Source organism: Arcticibacter svalbardensis MN12-7 (genome assembly GCF_000403135.1).
Taxonomy (GTDB): domain Bacteria; phylum Bacteroidota; class Bacteroidia; order Sphingobacteriales; family Sphingobacteriaceae; genus Arcticibacter; species Arcticibacter svalbardensis.
Genome location: NZ_AQPN01000010.1, coordinates 1 through 15,336, shown reverse-complemented (window position 1 = coordinate 15,336; position 15,336 = coordinate 1). Strand labels below are relative to the sequence as shown.

The 15,336-nt window shown below is 38.5% G+C and carries 17 protein-coding genes and 1 tRNA gene; 13 read left to right on the top strand and 5 right to left on the bottom strand.

What is annotated here, in order from left to right:
- The first annotated feature begins 14 nt into the window (after positions 1-14).
- Together ADIARSV_RS01395 and ADIARSV_RS01390 are read left to right on the top strand one after the other, a co-directional pair.
- Complete coding sequence (locus ADIARSV_RS01395) at positions 15-1,793, top strand: aminopeptidase P family protein (RefSeq protein ID WP_016193548.1); 1,779 nt, start codon at positions 15-17, stop codon at positions 1,791-1,793.
- A 134-nt stretch (positions 1,794-1,927) separates the two neighbouring features.
- Positions 1,928-2,224, top strand: coding sequence for a hypothetical protein (locus tag ADIARSV_RS01390; RefSeq protein ID WP_016193547.1), 297 nt, complete (start codon positions 1,928-1,930; stop codon positions 2,222-2,224).
- A 38-nt stretch (positions 2,225-2,262) separates the two neighbouring features.
- Here ADIARSV_RS01390 and ADIARSV_RS01385 read toward each other — a convergent pair whose 3' ends face one another.
- The 3 genes from ADIARSV_RS01385 to ADIARSV_RS01375 form a co-directional block, all read right to left on the bottom strand.
- A complete protein-coding gene (locus tag ADIARSV_RS01385) occupies positions 2,263-3,195 on the bottom strand; it encodes an EamA family transporter (protein ID WP_016193546.1) in 933 nt (310 codons plus the stop codon).
- Between the two features lie 8 nt (positions 3,196-3,203).
- Positions 3,204-3,779, bottom strand: a complete 576-nt coding sequence (locus tag ADIARSV_RS01380; protein WP_040298709.1) for a DMP19 family protein — start codon at positions 3,777-3,779, stop codon at positions 3,204-3,206.
- 118 nt (positions 3,780-3,897) lie between these two features.
- The gene (locus tag ADIARSV_RS01375; protein WP_040298708.1) at positions 3,898-5,130 is read right to left on the bottom strand and encodes an NADP-dependent isocitrate dehydrogenase; all 1,233 of its coding nucleotides are present in this window, start codon (positions 5,128-5,130) and stop codon (positions 3,898-3,900) included.
- Positions 5,131-5,273: 143 nt separating this feature from the next.
- On the opposite strand from ADIARSV_RS01375, the gene ADIARSV_RS01370 reads away from it, so the two are divergent.
- The gene (locus tag ADIARSV_RS01370; RefSeq protein ID WP_016193543.1) at positions 5,274-5,723 is read left to right on the top strand and encodes a hypothetical protein; all 450 of its coding nucleotides are present in this window, start codon (positions 5,274-5,276) and stop codon (positions 5,721-5,723) included.
- An 8-nt stretch (positions 5,724-5,731) separates the two neighbouring features.
- On the opposite strand, the gene ADIARSV_RS01365 is transcribed toward ADIARSV_RS01370, so the two are convergent.
- Positions 5,732-7,573: a DNA polymerase III subunit gamma/tau gene (locus ADIARSV_RS01365; protein ID WP_040298705.1), complete on the bottom strand. Its 1,842-nt coding sequence runs from the start codon at positions 7,571-7,573 to the stop codon at positions 5,732-5,734.
- A 133-nt stretch (positions 7,574-7,706) separates the two neighbouring features.
- Here ADIARSV_RS01365 and rpsF point away from each other — a divergent pair, with 133 nt between their 5' ends.
- From rpsF to mtgA, 4 genes are read left to right on the top strand one after another with little or no spacing between them, the layout of a single operon-like run.
- The gene (rpsF, locus tag ADIARSV_RS01360; RefSeq protein ID WP_016193541.1) at positions 7,707-8,081 is read left to right on the top strand and encodes a 30S ribosomal protein S6; all 375 of its coding nucleotides are present in this window, start codon (positions 7,707-7,709) and stop codon (positions 8,079-8,081) included.
- Positions 8,081-8,344 carry a 30S ribosomal protein S18 gene (gene rpsR / locus ADIARSV_RS01355; RefSeq protein ID WP_016193540.1) on the top strand — a complete coding sequence of 88 codons (264 nt, stop codon included), beginning with the start codon at positions 8,081-8,083 and terminating at the stop codon, positions 8,342-8,344. The genes rpsF and rpsR overlap by 1 nt, the downstream gene beginning before the upstream one ends.
- A 15-nt stretch (positions 8,345-8,359) precedes the next feature.
- The gene (gene rplI, locus ADIARSV_RS01350; protein WP_016193539.1) at positions 8,360-8,803 is read left to right on the top strand and encodes a 50S ribosomal protein L9; all 444 of its coding nucleotides are present in this window, start codon (positions 8,360-8,362) and stop codon (positions 8,801-8,803) included.
- 59 nt (positions 8,804-8,862) lie between these two features.
- The gene (gene mtgA / locus ADIARSV_RS01345; protein ID WP_016193538.1) at positions 8,863-9,585 is read left to right on the top strand and encodes a monofunctional biosynthetic peptidoglycan transglycosylase; all 723 of its coding nucleotides are present in this window, start codon (positions 8,863-8,865) and stop codon (positions 9,583-9,585) included.
- Here mtgA and ADIARSV_RS01340 read toward each other — a convergent pair.
- Entirely contained in the window at positions 9,582-10,052 is a 471-nt protein-coding gene (locus tag ADIARSV_RS01340; RefSeq protein WP_016193537.1) for a hypothetical protein, read from the bottom strand. The genes mtgA and ADIARSV_RS01340 overlap by 4 nt on opposite strands.
- Positions 10,053-10,613: 561 nt before the next feature.
- Between ADIARSV_RS01340 and ADIARSV_RS01335 the strand changes: the two genes are divergently transcribed.
- The 6 genes from ADIARSV_RS01335 to ADIARSV_RS01310 all read left to right on the top strand — a co-directional run bounded on the left by ADIARSV_RS01335 (position 10,614) and on the right by ADIARSV_RS01310 (position 15,011).
- Positions 10,614-10,686, top strand: a tRNA-Phe gene (locus ADIARSV_RS01335).
- Between the two features lie 194 nt (positions 10,687-10,880).
- Entirely contained in the window at positions 10,881-12,200 is a 1,320-nt protein-coding gene (locus ADIARSV_RS01330; RefSeq protein ID WP_016193536.1) for a tyrosine-type recombinase/integrase, read from the top strand.
- Positions 12,201-12,656: 456 nt separating this feature from the next.
- A complete protein-coding gene (locus tag ADIARSV_RS01325; protein WP_016193534.1) occupies positions 12,657-13,730 on the top strand; it encodes an ATP-binding protein in 1,074 nt (357 codons plus the stop codon).
- Complete coding sequence (locus ADIARSV_RS01320; protein ID WP_016193533.1) at positions 13,720-14,130, top strand: STAS-like domain-containing protein; 411 nt, start codon at positions 13,720-13,722, stop codon at positions 14,128-14,130. Before ADIARSV_RS01325 ends, ADIARSV_RS01320 begins: the two co-directional genes overlap by 11 nt.
- Complete coding sequence (locus ADIARSV_RS01315) at positions 14,124-14,615, top strand: hypothetical protein (RefSeq protein ID WP_016193532.1); 492 nt, start codon at positions 14,124-14,126, stop codon at positions 14,613-14,615. The genes ADIARSV_RS01320 and ADIARSV_RS01315 overlap by 7 nt, the downstream gene beginning before the upstream one ends.
- Positions 14,616-14,747: 132 nt before the next feature.
- Positions 14,748-15,011 (top strand): hypothetical protein, encoded by a 264-nt coding sequence (locus ADIARSV_RS01310; RefSeq protein ID WP_040298699.1) that lies wholly within the window; start codon positions 14,748-14,750, stop codon positions 15,009-15,011.
- Positions 15,012-15,336: the final 325 nt, after the last annotated feature.

Below are 15,336 nucleotides of genomic sequence, written 5' to 3'. Positions count from 1 at the left end.
TTAATCTTTTCAAAATGACATATCAGGAAAAACTTTCAGGAATACGTCGCCAAATGCGCGACGACCGGGTAGACGCCTATATAATTCCATCCGCTGACCCACATATCAGCGAATATCTTCCGGACCGCTATAAATGTATTTATTTTACTTCAGGTTTTACCGGCTCGGCTGGAACTTTAGTGATCACACAAGAATTTGCAGGACTCTGGACAGATGCCCGGTATTTCGTTCAGGCCGCAGAACAATTAGAAAATAGTGGTTTTGAATTAGTGAAACTAATAGCACAAGCTACTCCTGAATATATCACCTGGCTGACCGAATGTCTCAAGAGTGGTGCAGTTGTTGGCTTCGACTCTAACCTCATCTCTGTTCAGCTGGCCCAAATGATTGCCGAAGGATTAGATCTTGCGGACATCGGCGTAGCTGAAAATAAAGATTATTTAACAGATATCTGGACAAACCGTCCCGAGCTTCCAGCATCAGCAGCGTTCCTGTTAAACGAGGAAATTACCGGAGAGTCTGTTCCTTCCAAACTGCAGCGCATTCGCGAAGTGCTAAAAAAGAAACGTTCCGCTTATCATCTCATTTCTTCTCTTGACGATGTAGCCTGGGTATTTAATATCCGTGGAGCAGATGTAAAATGCAATCCCGTTACGCTCGGCTTTGCTTTAATCAGTCCGGACGAAACGCGCTTGTATATTGATGCAGCCAAACTTTCCAGTGCAGACCAGTCTACATTGAAAAGCTGGGGAGTAGAAGTATGGCCCTATGTCGATGTAAACGAACAAATCCAATCCATCCCTAAGACCAGTAGTATCCTCATCGATCCAAAGAAAACCTGCAATGCCCTTTACCAAATCATTCCCGCCGGTGTTAAAATTGTACAGGATACCAATCCAAGTACCAATTTTAAGGCTGTTAAGAATGAAGTGGAAATTGCTAATATCAGGCAGACCATGGTTCGGGATGGTGTAGCGCTCACCCGTTTCTTCCGGTGGATGGAAACTAATCCGGATCAGGCAACCTTAACAGAAATATCAGTTGCAGAAAAGCTCTATGCTTTCCGGGCAGAACAAGAAGGTTTTGTTGGCGAAAGTTTTGATACCATTGCCGGTTATGCCGCACATGGTGCACTGCCTCATTACAAGGCTACACCCGAAAGCGATGTTCCCTTGTTGCAAACAGGATTGTTTTTACTTGATTCTGGTGGACAATACCTGCGCGGGACAACCGATATTACCCGTGTCATTTCATTAGGTAATTTAAGTCAGGAAGAAAAAACCGACTACACATTGGTACTTCGGGCAATGATTGAAGGATCAACCGCCCGTTTTCCAAAAGGCTCTAAAGGTTACCAGATTGATGCCATCACCCGTAAACCGTTATGGGACTTTGCCCGGAATTACGGACATGGTACAGGTCATGGAATTGGCTATTTTCTCAACGTGCATGAAGGTCCGCAAGTATTCAACGCATCTAACAGTACAGTAGAAATAGATCTTGGTATGATCACCTCTGTGGAACCCGGTTTATACCGTCCATTACGATACGGAATCAGGATTGAAAACCTGGTGCTGACCGTAAAAGATGAGGAAACAGAGTTTGGTGAATTTTATACCTTCGAAACCCTGACCCAGTTTCTTATCGATACCAGCCTTGTTGATCAATCCTTACTCGAAGCAAAACATGTAAAATGGTTAAATGCCTACAATGAAAAGGTAGTAGCTAAATTAAGTCCATTCCTGGATGCCGAAGATTTATTATGGCTTCAGAAAAAGGCACAAGCAATTTAATTGTATTCTTATCGATACGATTGTCTAGTAAATTAACCTGTTTTATCCTTTGTTAAGGGTAATTGCGCTTCAAAATCATTTCGGCAGAGTTATTGCTTTAATGTATAGAAGCAAATCAATAAAAAAATACAGTTATGGATAAGTTGAAAAAGTTCAATTTGATGGAGAAGATAGTTAGAGAATTGGAAGATCTGAAAAACAGTCAGCAGGCAGTTATTCAAAAGATCGCCAAGATCGAAGTAGACAACATTGAATTAGGTGATAAAAAACTTGAAAAAGATTTACCCGATGTTCACCAGCGTACAGCAGATAATCTGGATACCATTAAAGGTATAATGGATTATTTTGCAGACAAAACAGAAAACTTTGGTGATTCCAACAATGTAGTTAAACTACAAGAAGATCAAACTATTCGTGATGCATCCGTGTAAAAGCATTTTATAAAAAGTTTAAGGCTGTTCTGATTTAATCAGGACAGTTTTTTTTTGCCCTGCCGGTATCGGGAAAGATTAATGAGCAGCACACTTCCCAGTATTATTGCCAAGCCTAAGATCTGGATAAAGGAAACTTTTTCATGCGCAAAAAACACACCCAGTAACACAGCAATAACAGGATTGACATACGCATAGGTACTCACTTGTGTAGCCGGTCGCACTTGTAGCAGCCATATGTAGGCACTAAATGCCGCAATAGAACCCATTAAAATCAGGTAAAGTAACGATAGCCATGATTCAGTTGGGATACTTTCCCAAACCACCGTCTTCCATTCCTGCAAAATGAATGTTCCCGGAACAAAAGCCAAACCCGCAATCATCATCTGCCAGCCGGTATTTACAATTGCAGATCCGGAGGTCGAATAATACTTGGAATACAAGGAGCCGGCAGACCAGGCCATTGAGCCAATGAGCAACATAATTAGAGCTGGCAAATTAGTCAGGTCATGCTTACTAAATAATTCACCCACCTGGTTCCAAAAAAGAAGAATTACTCCGGCGAAACCGATTACCAGACCGAGGATAGTATGCAGACTTCTGAAATTAGCTCCCCAGTTAGGCTTATCAAAGAGCACAAACCAAAGTGGAGCAGAAGAAACCATGATAGCCACCATACCACTTGGAATATATTGTTCCACCCAGATCACACAGCCATTTCCAACAAAGAGCAACAATAACCCACTAATGCCGGCAGATCGAATCAAATCTTTGCGAAAAATCTTTTCCCCTTTCATGGCACTCCAGGATAACATGATTCCTCCGGCTATCATAAACCGGATCGAGCCCATAATAAAAGGAGGGATATGAAGTACTGCTTTTTGAATAAAGAAATAAGTAGAGCCCCACACTATATAAACAGTAGCGAAAGCAATTATTACAAGAAGGATTGAGGATTTAGCTTGTTTCAAAAGGTAACTTAATTGTCAATAAACTCATTTTTATTATGCCGAATATAGGCAATTTTGAGTTTTTGTAGATCCTCTTGGTCGTATAAAGCAAAAAATGCTTCATCAAACGAGGTAAATTGATCAGAAATTTGTCCGTTTTCCTCTTTTTCTACCACTTCAGCAAGTAATTTAGCAAAACGAGGAGCCCGTATGGAGTTAAAAGACTTTTGTGCATGAACAGCAAACTTGAGGGCAGGGCTAGAAAACAATTGTTTAAAGCCCCCATTGTTGACTTCTGCTTCTACCTGCCAGATGGTATAGATCGCTTGCCTGGGTTCGGATAGCATACTGAAAACCTGGTCTTCATTCTTCATGCTTTTCTTCATCTTCGACAATAAATTGTCCTTGACTACCTGTACCAATTCCTGATCCGGAGTCGCATCGATTACTTTAGTCGTTAAATTCGAATGAATCGTCCTGTTTTTAAAATCACTCATTTCTGATGAAATTACAGCATCTATACTTTGCGCAAATACAGGAGCGGAGCCCATCAGGCAGATAAAGACCAGAACAGAAAAGAAATAATGACGGACACTTTCAGGCATGCTTTTTTATAATTTAGGACTTCAAAGATAAGAAAATTAGGGCATAAAAAAGGCTAAATCTTTACGACCCAGCCTTTTCCTAACCAATTATTAATAAATATCCTAAACTTGCTTTAGCTTATGCCAGTTTAGCTTGTAAATTCTGATCAATTGCATCCAAAAATTCCTCAGTATACAAGTAATCTGTTCCATGCTCTACTTTAGGTTTGATGGTGATAGCCAAATCCTTGGTCATCTTACCACTTTCAACAGTTTCGATACAAACCTGCTCTAAAGCATGACAGAATTTAATCAATTCGTCGTTACCATCCAATTTACCACGGAATTCCAAACCTCTTGTCCATGCGAAGATAGAAGCAATAGGATTAGTAGAAGTAGGGTTTCCCTTTTGATGTTCGCGGAAATGACGGGTCACTGTACCGTGTGCCGCCTCAGCTTCCATTGTTTTTCCATCTGGAGTGATCAGCACAGAAGTCATCAGACCTAACGACCCGAATCCCTGAGCAACCGTATCCGACTGTACGTCGCCATCATAGTTTTTACATGCCCAAACAAAATTTCCATTCCATTTCAAAGCGGAAGCAACCATATCGTCAATCAGACGGTGTTCATAAGTGATACCGGCTGCAGCAAATTCCGCTTTAAATTCCTGCTCGTAAATATCCTGGAAGATATCCTTAAAACGACCATCATATTTTTTCAGGATCGTGTTCTTTGTAGAAAGATATAAAGGCCATTTCTTCATTAAAGCCTGATTGAAACAAGCACGGGCGAAACCAGTGATCGATTCATCTGTATTGTACATGGCAAGGGCCACACCGTCGCTTGTAAAATTATACACATCGTAAGACTGCACTTCAGAACCATCTTCAGGAGTAAAAGTAATCGTTAACTTCCCTTTTCCCTTAGTCCGGAAATCTGTAGCACGGTATTGATCACCAAAAGCATGACGACCAATGCAAATAGGAGCGGTCCAGTTTGGAACCAAACGTGGTACATTATTCATCAAAATAGGCTCACGAAATACGGTACCATCCAGAATATTACGTACAGTCCCGTTTGGAGACCTCCACATTTGTTTCAGTTTAAATTCTTCAACGCGTTGTTCATCAGGAGTGATCGTAGCACATTTAATTCCAACACCATGTTCCTTGATTGCATTTGCAGCATCAATAGTAACCTGGTCATTGGTTTCATCACGGTGTTCAATACCCAGATCATAATATTTGATGTCAAGATCAAGATAAGGAAGGATTAGTTTATCTTTAATAAACTTCCATATGATGCGGGTCATTTCGTCCCCGTCTAGTTCTACTATTGAATTAACAACTTTAATTTTCTGCACTGACATATTTGAGTTTGTTTGAGTAATTTGTTCAGATACACAAATATATAAAAATTGAATAAAGAGGCGGATGTATGAAGCTTCAAAAGTATTTGATGACAAACATTTAACCTTTTCAATTGCTATAATAAGTATAAAACCTACAGATCATGAGTAACGAAAATACACCCTATCCGGAATTAAACGACGATAACAGCAATAGGGACAAGAAAATAAAAGACGAATTAGGGTCTACAGTAGATAAGGAAGATCTTAAATATGACGAGGAAGAAGGAAGTTATGAAATAGATGTGGAAAGTGATGATCCTGATTATGTACATCCCGATCCATACTTCACCGCTGTAAAGAATGGAAGCGATTCGGATTCAGATTTTGATGAAGCCAACCCTACTGCGAATGACGAATACGACCGTGCCAATGATGATGAACCAGATGAAATAGATGAATATGGCATGCACGTAGACAGTGGCAAAATAGTGGAACTGGATAAATTAGACGAAGAGCTGGCGGAAACACCGGAAGACGGAAGAGGCGACCTCGATGAAGAAGGATACCCAAAGAATGACGTTGATCCAGGTAAAGACGGGAACTTTTTATAAGCAGCAGATTAGCTCAGATCAAGGTTGAATCGTTTACGGAGATCATCCAGATTTGGGTTTTTAGCAACCAGGTGCTGGTATTTATCATGAGAAGTATACAACTGTTTCTTCTCATTTTTTTCTACATAACGGACGATCAGGTCAATTTTGAAATTTTGAAGTTCAACCCTTAAGCGGTTAAGCAGATCAACCTTTTCATGAACGAGCAGGTTTTCCTGGATCCGATTGTCTACAATCACCTCCACCTGGAAGTTATCCTTTAAAACGGGTTCATTTGCATGCATTAAAGTATATATGCTCATCTTATTCTCTTTCAGAATATCCTGAGCATATTTATTCCATGCCAGCAATAGATCTTCGGAGCTAAAATGCTCTTTCATGTCGCCCGAAACATACTGAGGTGCATTATCTTCCCCAGCCACCGAAGTGCTTGCCAGATCATTCAGATTTGGAATGAGCGACCCATTGTTCAGCAGTTTTTTAATCAGAATTTTAGGCTTGGCAGGAGGTGCAGCCTGAAAAGTTGCAGGTGCAGCATCATTCTGGACCTGTACTGCTGCAACAGGCATCTGTATAACCGGTATTGTTGGTATAGCAGGTGCTGGATAAGCTGGAATTGTCGGTGTTGAAGGTGTCTGAACGACAGCATTAGGCTGTTTTACAGGTGTTTGAGCCGGAAGAGCAGCAGCATTACCTATGACGGGATTAGGTTTTTTTTTTACAACCTCATCAGGAGCAGTATTAGCCAGATTTAAAGCAGAAGTAATATGACAGATCTTAATCAGTGAGATTTCCACCTGCAAACGCTGGTTTTTACTGTTCCGATAATTCAGATCACATTGATTGGCAATATTTAAACCGGTAAGCAGAAAAGAAGCAGATGTTTTTTTACACTGTTCCATATACCGGTTCCTGATTCCCTCACTCACTTCCAAAAGTTTTAAAGTAGCTGTATCTTTTCCAACCAACAGATTTCTAAAATGAGAAGCCAGTCCGGTGATGAAATTATTACCATCAAAACCATTCACGAGGATCTCATCAAAAACAAGCAGGGTAGAAGCGATATCCTCATTCAGTAAATGATCCGTCACTTTAAAATAATAGTCGTAATCAAGGATGTTGAGGTTATCAATAACCGCCTTATAGGTGATGTTCCGGTTAGAAAAGCTGACAATCTGATCGAACATAGACAGGGCATCACGCAGTCCGCCATCCGCCTTTTGCGCAATCACATGCAGTCCATCCGCATCATAAGTCACATTTTCCTTTTTCGCAATGCCCGCCAGGTGATGAGCCATATCATCCACCTTGATCCGGTTAAAGTCAAAGATCTGACACCTTGATAATATAGTAGGAAGGATTTTATGTTTCTCTGTAGTGGCGAGAATAAAGATCGCGTAGGAAGGAGGTTCTTCCAGTGTTTTCAAAAAAGCATTAAAAGCCGCCTGAGATAACATGTGAACCTCATCAATAATATAGATCTTGTACCGGCCAGCTTGTGGTGGAATCCTGACCTGTTCCGTCAGACTCCGGATATCATCCACCGAGTTATTCGATGCCGCATCCAGCTCATGTACATTAAAAGAATTACCATTCAGGAAGGCCCGGCAAGACGGACAAACCCCGCAAGCCTCAGTTTCGGCACTTAAATTTTCACAATTAATGGTCTTTGCAAGAATTCGGGCGCAGGTAGTTTTGCCTACACCACGTGGACCACAGAATAAAAAGGCCTGTGCTAGCTGATTATTTTTAATGGCATTTTTAAGCGTATTGGTTATATGTAACTGACCCACAACGCTTTCGAACGTTGTTGGTCTATATTTTCTAGCCGATACTAAGAAATTATCCATCGCCACTAAGATAAGCAGAAGGGAGTTGATGTGCAAGGATAAGAGTAATGTACATGAAATTTGTTTTTTTAAATTGAATCTGCTACATTTGCAATCCCTTATAAAGAGGGTAAATAATTGATAATTAAATAAAATGCAACAGTACGAAACAGTAATCATTCTTACCCCGTTGTTATCAGAAGAGGCAGTGAAAGAGGTTTTAACCAAAATCAGTGGTCTTCTAACAGGTAACGGAGCCGAAATTATCCATGAGGATAATTGGGGTTTGAAGAAACTTGCGTATCCTATTGAAAAGAAAACAACAGGATACTATCACCTAACTGAATACAAGGCCCCGGGTGACTTAATTAACAAACTGGAGGTTGAGCTTAGACGTGACGAACGAGTTATGCGTTTCCTTACGATTTCTTTAGACAAACATGCTATTGCGTACAATTTAAAGAAACATAGTGGAGCATTCCTGAAGAAACCGAAAACTGATAATCAAACCGAGAACGCTTCAAAATAATGGCAAGAGAACAAATTCAATACGTAACAGCCCCTAAAGTAGAGGATACACGTAAGAAATATTGCCGTTTCAAAAAGAACGGTATCAAATATATTGATTATAAGGACGGAAATTTTCTTTTGAAGTTCATCAATGACCAGGGTAAAGTATTACCACGTCGTTTAACAGGAACATCATTGAAGTTTCAGCGTAAAGTTGCGCAAGCAGTTAAACGTGCACGCCATATTGGTATATTACCTTATGTTACTGATTCAATAAAATAAGAGAGGTAGATCAGCATGGAAATCATTTTAAAACAAGATATTAAGAACCTAGGCGAGAAAGACGATATTGTAAGCGTTAAGCCAGGTTACGGACGTAATTTCCTTATTCCTAAGGGATTCGGAATTATGGCTACTTCATCTGCTAAGAAAGTTCTTGCAGAAAACCTGAAACAAGCACAGTTCAAACAAGAGAAGATCAAAAATGACGCTCTTGCTGTAGCCGAACGGTTAGAAGGAGTTAAATTAAGTATCGGCGCTAAGGCTGGTGAAAGCGGAAAGATCTTTGGTGCAGTAAATACCATTCAGGTAGCAGAAGCATTGAAAAAACTAGGATTTGAAGTAGACCGTCGTCGTATCACATTCGAATCAGAACCTAAATTTGTTGGCGAATATGTTGCTAACTTAAATCTTCATAAAGAAGTGAAGGTTCAGGTTCCTTTTGAAGTGATCGCTGAATAAGTTAATTTTAAAGATAATGAAAGGGCGCTCCATAACAGGGCGCCTTTTTTTGTAAAATAATGGCGCGTAAAAAAAGTAAATCAACAGGAAAGGGGAGTCGTTCTCTTTTCATCAGCATTCTAACGTATTTAAAAAGAGCCTCTCTCTGGTTTCTGGCTCTGAGTATGCTGTGGGTGTTGATATATCGCTTTATTAATCCACCTTTTACTTCTTTGATGATTCAAAGAGGCATCGAGCGTAAGTTTGATGGTAAAAGTTGGAAGGTTGACAAAACGTGGCGTGACTACGATGAGCTGTCCACCAACCTGAAGAAAGCCGCCATCGCCGGTGAAGACGCAGGATTTGTACACCACTGGGGTTTTGATGCTGATGCGATTCAAAAAGCCTATTTAAAGAACCGTGCCGGTAAGCCTATCCGCGGGGGAAGCACCATCAGTCAGCAAACAGCAAAGAATGTATTTTTATGGGGAGGTAGGTCCTGGTTACGTAAAGGCTTTGAAGTCTGGTTTACGGTGCTGATTGAAGTATTCTGGAGTAAGCAACGGATCCTGGAAGTTTATCTGAATGTGATAGAGATGGGTGATGGGATTTATGGGGCAGAAGCGGCAACACAGGAGTATTATTCCAAGTCTGCCGAAAGCATGAGTAAAAGACAGGCTGCACTTTTAGTAGCCGTGTTTCCCAATCCAAGAAAATGGACGCCAGCGCATCCAACAAATTATATTTATTATAAAAGAGGGGTGATTATGCGGAACATGAGGTATATCCGATTGCCGGATTAGGCAAATACGCGTGCGTGCCAGCTTTTATTAAAAGGAATTTCCCAATTTGTATCTAATTCAGCTTTGGTATGAACCATGTTGTTGAATACAATTGTTTCCGGTTTAATGATCCCATTATTTAGTAGAACCTCAAATTCATCGCGGTTGCAGGAAACCACTTCCTTATTCGTTTTATAAGCCATATTAAAGCGATCAAAGAGACTAACCTTATACTCGGCTTCCAGATTCCTTATAAGGCCCGCAGAGCGATCAATAGAGCAACCAGAAGCATTTGCCTGAACTTCATCCACCATGAGTATAATGAAGCGGTTATAGCGGATTTCGGCTTTCGCTTTTAATTGTGCGCCATGAGCCTGCCATTGGGTTGTAAATTCGGCTAATGTTTGTTCTATTTTATTCTGCTCCTCTTGAGCAAAAGGTCTGTTGGATTGATAGATCCATACTCTTGAATTTGGTGAAAATTCCATAATGTAAATGTACATAATTTGGGTTGATGTAATTATTTGGTAGAGGTAAAATTGTGTATTAGGAAATAAGGGTTTGAGAGAGGATAGGTTAAGGGCAGATTATCGTTGAAGCAGGTGTGACGCCACAGTGAGGCCACAGTGACGCCACGTTTTAGCGGGAAAAGGTGGCCTCACCGTGGCCTCACCGTGGCATCACTGTGGCGTCAAGGGTAAACTGGTTATAGGTTGGTTGTAGGTTGGGAGTCTGTCAATTGGATGTAGGTGGTTAATTGGATCATGGTTGGTTTCGGGTTTATTGGATGTTTTTGAGATTTATTTGTGGTGTTTGGTAGGGATGATTGACGGGGTTGAGGTAGTCTTTTTGGAGGGAATTTGGTATTCTAAGGGTTTTAAGGGATCAATTTGCTCCGTAATGAGGGGTAGATTAAAAAAATAATAAAAACTTAATTTTCTAATAATCAGGAGGGAACAATTGAATTTTAAAGTTTGAAAGGACAATTGTGAGAATTATCTATAATAAGAATAAAAAGATGCTATATTTGCAAACCCAAACACGAATAGGGTACCATAGCTCAGTCGGTAGAGCAAAGGACTGAAAATCCTTGTGTCCCTGGTTCGAATCCAGGTGGTACCACAAAACAAAAAAGGTCTTTTTCGCTTAGAAAAAGGCCTTTTCTCGTTTATAGAGGCAGTTTTTTAGGATTTAAGCCAACTGTCAGGAACGTCCCGTTCCGATAGCTTTTACATAACTTTTTGTTAAACTTCACGAAAAAAGGGCACAAATAGGGCACAAAACTATTTGACCTTTTTCGCCCAACAAATTATGTCATGGCTACTGTAGGTATTAAAATTCACAAACACCACAAAAAAGCAGATGGAACTTACAATGTAAAAATCAGGGTTGCGCACAAAGGGGAAAAGAAATACATCGATACTCCCCACTTTGTTGTTGACAAGCAGCTCACTGCAAAAAGTACCCTCAAGGATGCAACCCTAAGGCAGATCCTGAACAAGACTCTCGATGATTACCGAATCACAATCAGTAACCTGGGGCCTAAACTGGAACTCTTTAATGCGGAAACGTTAAGGAACCATTTAAGGGATAAGAACGAGCCGATGGATTTCTTTAAGTTTTGCAGTGACCATATCGAAGCCTTAAAGAACCAGGGAAGAAAAGGATCAGCAGGAACATTAAATACAGTTCTACTAAGCCTGAAGGATTATTTCAAAGGGAATACTTTATCACCTTTGGAAATCAATGAGTGGATGCTGACCGCTTATGAAAAGTATTTACGGGCTGAAAGAAAATTAACGCGCTTGAATCAGGGGAAATTGATCACCCGGACAGTAAAGGGCATGAGTGACGCAGCCGTGCATAATCATTTCAGGGATTTACGCATACTGTTTAAAGCGGCAATGAAATTTTATAACAAACCGCAAATCGGCGAGAATAGGATACCGTATTGTCCTTTCGATAATTACAAAATTGTTGATGCCCCGGAAACAAGGAAACGGAACCTGACGGTTGAACAGATGAAAGCGATCCGTGATTGTAAAGTGCCAAAAGACAGCAGGGCGGAGTTAGCACAAGACCTTTTTATGCTTTCTTTTTACCTATGTGGTATGAACGCGGTTGATCTGTACAATTTACGAGCATCTAATATCATAAAGGGACGTGTTGAGTATAACAGAAGTAAAACTATCCGAAGATCAGATCGGGCCTTTATTAGTATTAAGTTGGTAAAAGAGGCGAAACCACTTTTGGATAAGTATCTTGAAAAATTGCATATTAGGTATAACAGCTTTGAGAATCTAGACAGAGCGATCAATGAGGGACTTAAGGCTGTTAGTGAAAGGGCAGAGTTATTTGGTATAACTTTCTATTGGGCACGACATACATTCGCCAACCTTGGCCGTAACAAATGCCGTATGAGCAAGGATGATGTTGGACTAGCGCTTAATCACGTAGATCACGGCAACAAAACCACAGACATTTATATCGAAAAAGATTGGAGCATTGTTGATGAGGTACAGTCAAAGGTCATTGCACTATTAAACGAGTCTAACGAGGCTAGAATAAAAAAACTGACTGACCCAATCGAACAACGGAAAAGTATGCGCCTTGTTAGACTTAAAATTACAGTATGATGGGCTTGCGAAAATCTAAAGGTATCGAGGGAATTGCTTTTTGAAGATACTGAACTAAATTAGAGCAAAAGATTAAACTATTAGTGTAGCTGATTTGATCTTTTGGTATGGGTATAATCTACCATAAAGATATTCAATGCTTTTGATGTTTAGGATGTTCTGGTATTTCATTTTACCGTCGATTATGATGTAGACATAGCGTCTGCTTTGTGAGCTGCAAAGGAAGGATGATACAAGGGGGATTGTAAGCCTTCTTAAAAATCGGACTGTTAAAAAGACGAGAATTCTAAGTTACATTGCTATAAATGGAATATCGTATTTACTACGAATAGTAGTTTTATATAATTTGATTAGCTTAATGGCTGGAGTATTAATATAGTTTTTTTTAGAAGGGATTATTTTCTTTATCAGATTATCACTATTTAATATATACATTTAGCCTTTAAGCCTTATTGGATGAAGAAAATTTACACAGTCTCAAAGTATAAATTATGGCACAAAAGACGAATTGTTAAATTATCAAGAAAGAAAAAAGCACGAAAAAATTGTCATTATGGAATAATTAACGGTATAGTAAAACAAGACACACAATCTACTCGAGACAAGTCTGGTTTAATTCTTGCGCCAGAAGATTTTAGATTGATTGAAAATCCAGAAGGTTGTCTTGCTTTTTTTAAGAGCATAAGAAACCCAAATAATGCGGTTATAACTAGTAATGTTAAAATTGTAAAGATATCTCTAAGAAATGTTCAAAAGATAGACTATGCCACAATAAGTGTATTTTTATCAATAAGTGACAGTTTAAAAATAAACCAGATAGTATTACACGGAGATTTCCCAGTAAAAGAAGAGTGTAAAGCGTTTATGATAGAGTCCGGTTTTCTTGATCACATGTTTACTACGAAAAAAAAGCGATTTGCTAGTAGTCAAAAGTCAAATCTGATATTCTTCGAAAAAGGAACAGGAGTTTTATCAAAAAATGATAATATGCGTATAGGTGATTTAATCAAAAATGTGGTTTATTATCTTACTGGCGAATCGAAACATTTTAAGCCAGTCAAAACTATTTTGCTTGAAATTTGTGGTAACTCTATAGAACACGCTTGTACGGAAAAAAAACAATGGCTATTGGGAGTCAAATATGAGAAAGATAAAGTTGTGTTCACAGTCACTGATATCGGAAAGGGAATATTAGAAACCTTACACAAAAAATTTAAAGTTGCGTTTGCTGACATACTTATGTTTAACGATAATGTAGAAGTTTTGAGGGGTGCTTTCAAGCAAAAGTATGGGTCAACTACTCAAGAGTTGAATAGAAATAAAGGGCTACCTGCTGTTCGTGAATACTCCGACAACGGAACGATATTAAATTTGATTGTGCTAACAAATGATGTACTTTTACACTTTCAAAATAGTAGTATTTCTAGAGCATTTAACAATAATTCTCCTAAATTTAAAGGCACAATGTACCATTGGGAAATGACTAAAGAATGTATTGTTAAGACTTATAAAGACAACTATGACAATTAGTGTATTAAATGATTTTACGGAATATCCCGGATTGCGCAATTGTTCAATAAGTGAATTTTCTGGTGAAGAATTTTATCATGACCATTTAAACAACGGATTTAAGGAATCTTATGATAAAAAGGAGAAATTAATAATTAACCTTGATGGGACCGGAGGATATGCTTCATCATTTTTAGACGAAGCTTTCGGGAATTTAGTTTATGATTTTACTTTAAATGTAGTAAAAAGCAACATAGAAATTATATCTGACGAGGAACCTCATTGGAAAGATATGATTGAGGAAAAGACATTTTTGCAATGGGAAAAAAGAAGACAAGTAGAGGAAAAGCCCATAGTGACCAAAAATCATGAACCTTGGTACAGACTAGTAAATCAGGTACCAATTAAAAAGCAATGGTAAAGTTTCTAATGTGTCTAGATACATCGAACTGGATTGACCTACTAGGAATTATAGCTAATCTACTATTTGCGTGGTGGATTGTAATAGCTATCCAAAACAAGATTAACAATAAAAGGGTTTTAAAGGACCATTTTATTCAAGATTTAAAAGAAATCAGGAATGATTATAGACTGTTTTTTATAAATATTGATAAGGGAGTATTGCTGCCAAATGAAATTCTTCCATGGTTTAAGCTGATGAATATTAAAGTCAAGGATCTGCTTGATGTAGTAAAAACGGTTCATAAAATAGATATATATCAGCTAGATCCGTTTAAAAAAGACCTAAATGAATTAATGTCAGAGAATTCTGATTTTAAGACAAACTATAGATCCGAACAGCCTATCGTTTTTTCCGGAAGGTCGAAAAGGGATTTTATCAAATTTCAGGGAAAGTATATATCCCGTTTTAATGAGATACTGATACTAATAAATTCAGCTAACTAACCAATAATCTATCTTAGATGTTTGACAAGACTGAAGTTTTTAGTAATTCTCTTTCATAAAAATAACATTCAGGATGCGTTAATCTTATATAAGTAGTGTATTAACTTCGAACGAAATATCTAGATTGCAATTATGAAAAAAACAAAAATTGATTTTTACTACGATAGATCACCAAAGAGTGAGCTTTTTAAGACTAGTGATTATGAATACCTCCCTTCTATTCCGCAACAAAACGATGTTATTCATATTGAATCCGATACTCATGAGGAAATTCCATACTATGTATCAAGAATAAATATAATCTTCTTGTCATCTGAAATTTATCAGCAAAGAGTAGAAATATATTTGACACCATTTGATAATACTTACCCTTTTATGGACATTGTTATTCAATAGTGAATTACTCTTTTAAAAATATCATTCATTAAAACCTTGCAGTTGCAAGGTTTTTTCATTTGCGTAAGAAATTATGTAAAAGAGATTTTTCGTAGTTTCTTACGATCGGTACAATAATTAGTCGTAGTAGCAGCAGTGATTTTCTCTCGTCTAAAGATCGAACGATACACGACTTCCATAATCAGATGAGTTTCTTCAACCTTTCCTTAGGGTGTCTTTTAACGGTCTCTCTATATTCTTCCCAGTTTATCCCGGTTTGCAGTTCTTGAGAGTAACTGCCGAAAATCTCTTTGTCCTCTTTTGTATCTTCTCTGAAAATGATAAC

Coding starts and splice junctions, on each gene's coding strand:
- ADIARSV_RS01325 (WP_016193534.1), top strand. CDS start 12,657: ATGAAGAAAATTTACACAGTCTCAAAGTATAAATTATGGCACAAAAGA.
- ADIARSV_RS01310 (WP_040298699.1), top strand. CDS start 14,748: ATGAAAAAAACAAAAATTGATTTTTACTACGATAGATCACCAAAGAGT.
- ADIARSV_RS01365 (WP_040298705.1), bottom strand. CDS start 7,573: ATGGATAATTTCTTAGTATCGGCTAGAAAATATAGACCAACAACGTTC.
- ADIARSV_RS01330 (WP_016193536.1), top strand. CDS start 10,881: ATGGCTACTGTAGGTATTAAAATTCACAAACACCACAAAAAAGCAGAT.
- ADIARSV_RS01380 (WP_040298709.1), bottom strand. CDS start 3,779: ATGCCTGAAAGTGTCCGTCATTATTTCTTTTCTGTTCTGGTCTTTATC.
- ADIARSV_RS01375 (WP_040298708.1), bottom strand. CDS start 5,130: ATGTCAGTGCAGAAAATTAAAGTTGTTAATTCAATAGTAGAACTAGAC.
- ADIARSV_RS01320 (WP_016193533.1), top strand. CDS start 13,720: ATGACAATTAGTGTATTAAATGATTTTACGGAATATCCCGGATTGCGC.
- ADIARSV_RS01395 (WP_016193548.1), top strand. CDS start 15: ATGACATATCAGGAAAAACTTTCAGGAATACGTCGCCAAATGCGCGAC.
- rplI (WP_016193539.1), top strand. CDS start 8,360: ATGGAAATCATTTTAAAACAAGATATTAAGAACCTAGGCGAGAAAGAC.
- rpsR (WP_016193540.1), top strand. CDS start 8,081: ATGGCAAGAGAACAAATTCAATACGTAACAGCCCCTAAAGTAGAGGAT.
- rpsF (WP_016193541.1), top strand. CDS start 7,707: ATGCAACAGTACGAAACAGTAATCATTCTTACCCCGTTGTTATCAGAA.
- ADIARSV_RS01315 (WP_016193532.1), top strand. CDS start 14,124: ATGGTAAAGTTTCTAATGTGTCTAGATACATCGAACTGGATTGACCTA.
- ADIARSV_RS01390 (WP_016193547.1), top strand. CDS start 1,928: ATGGATAAGTTGAAAAAGTTCAATTTGATGGAGAAGATAGTTAGAGAA.
- ADIARSV_RS01370 (WP_016193543.1), top strand. CDS start 5,274: ATGAGTAACGAAAATACACCCTATCCGGAATTAAACGACGATAACAGC.
- mtgA (WP_016193538.1), top strand. CDS start 8,863: ATGGCGCGTAAAAAAAGTAAATCAACAGGAAAGGGGAGTCGTTCTCTT.
- ADIARSV_RS01340 (WP_016193537.1), bottom strand. CDS start 10,052: ATGGAATTTTCACCAAATTCAAGAGTATGGATCTATCAATCCAACAGA.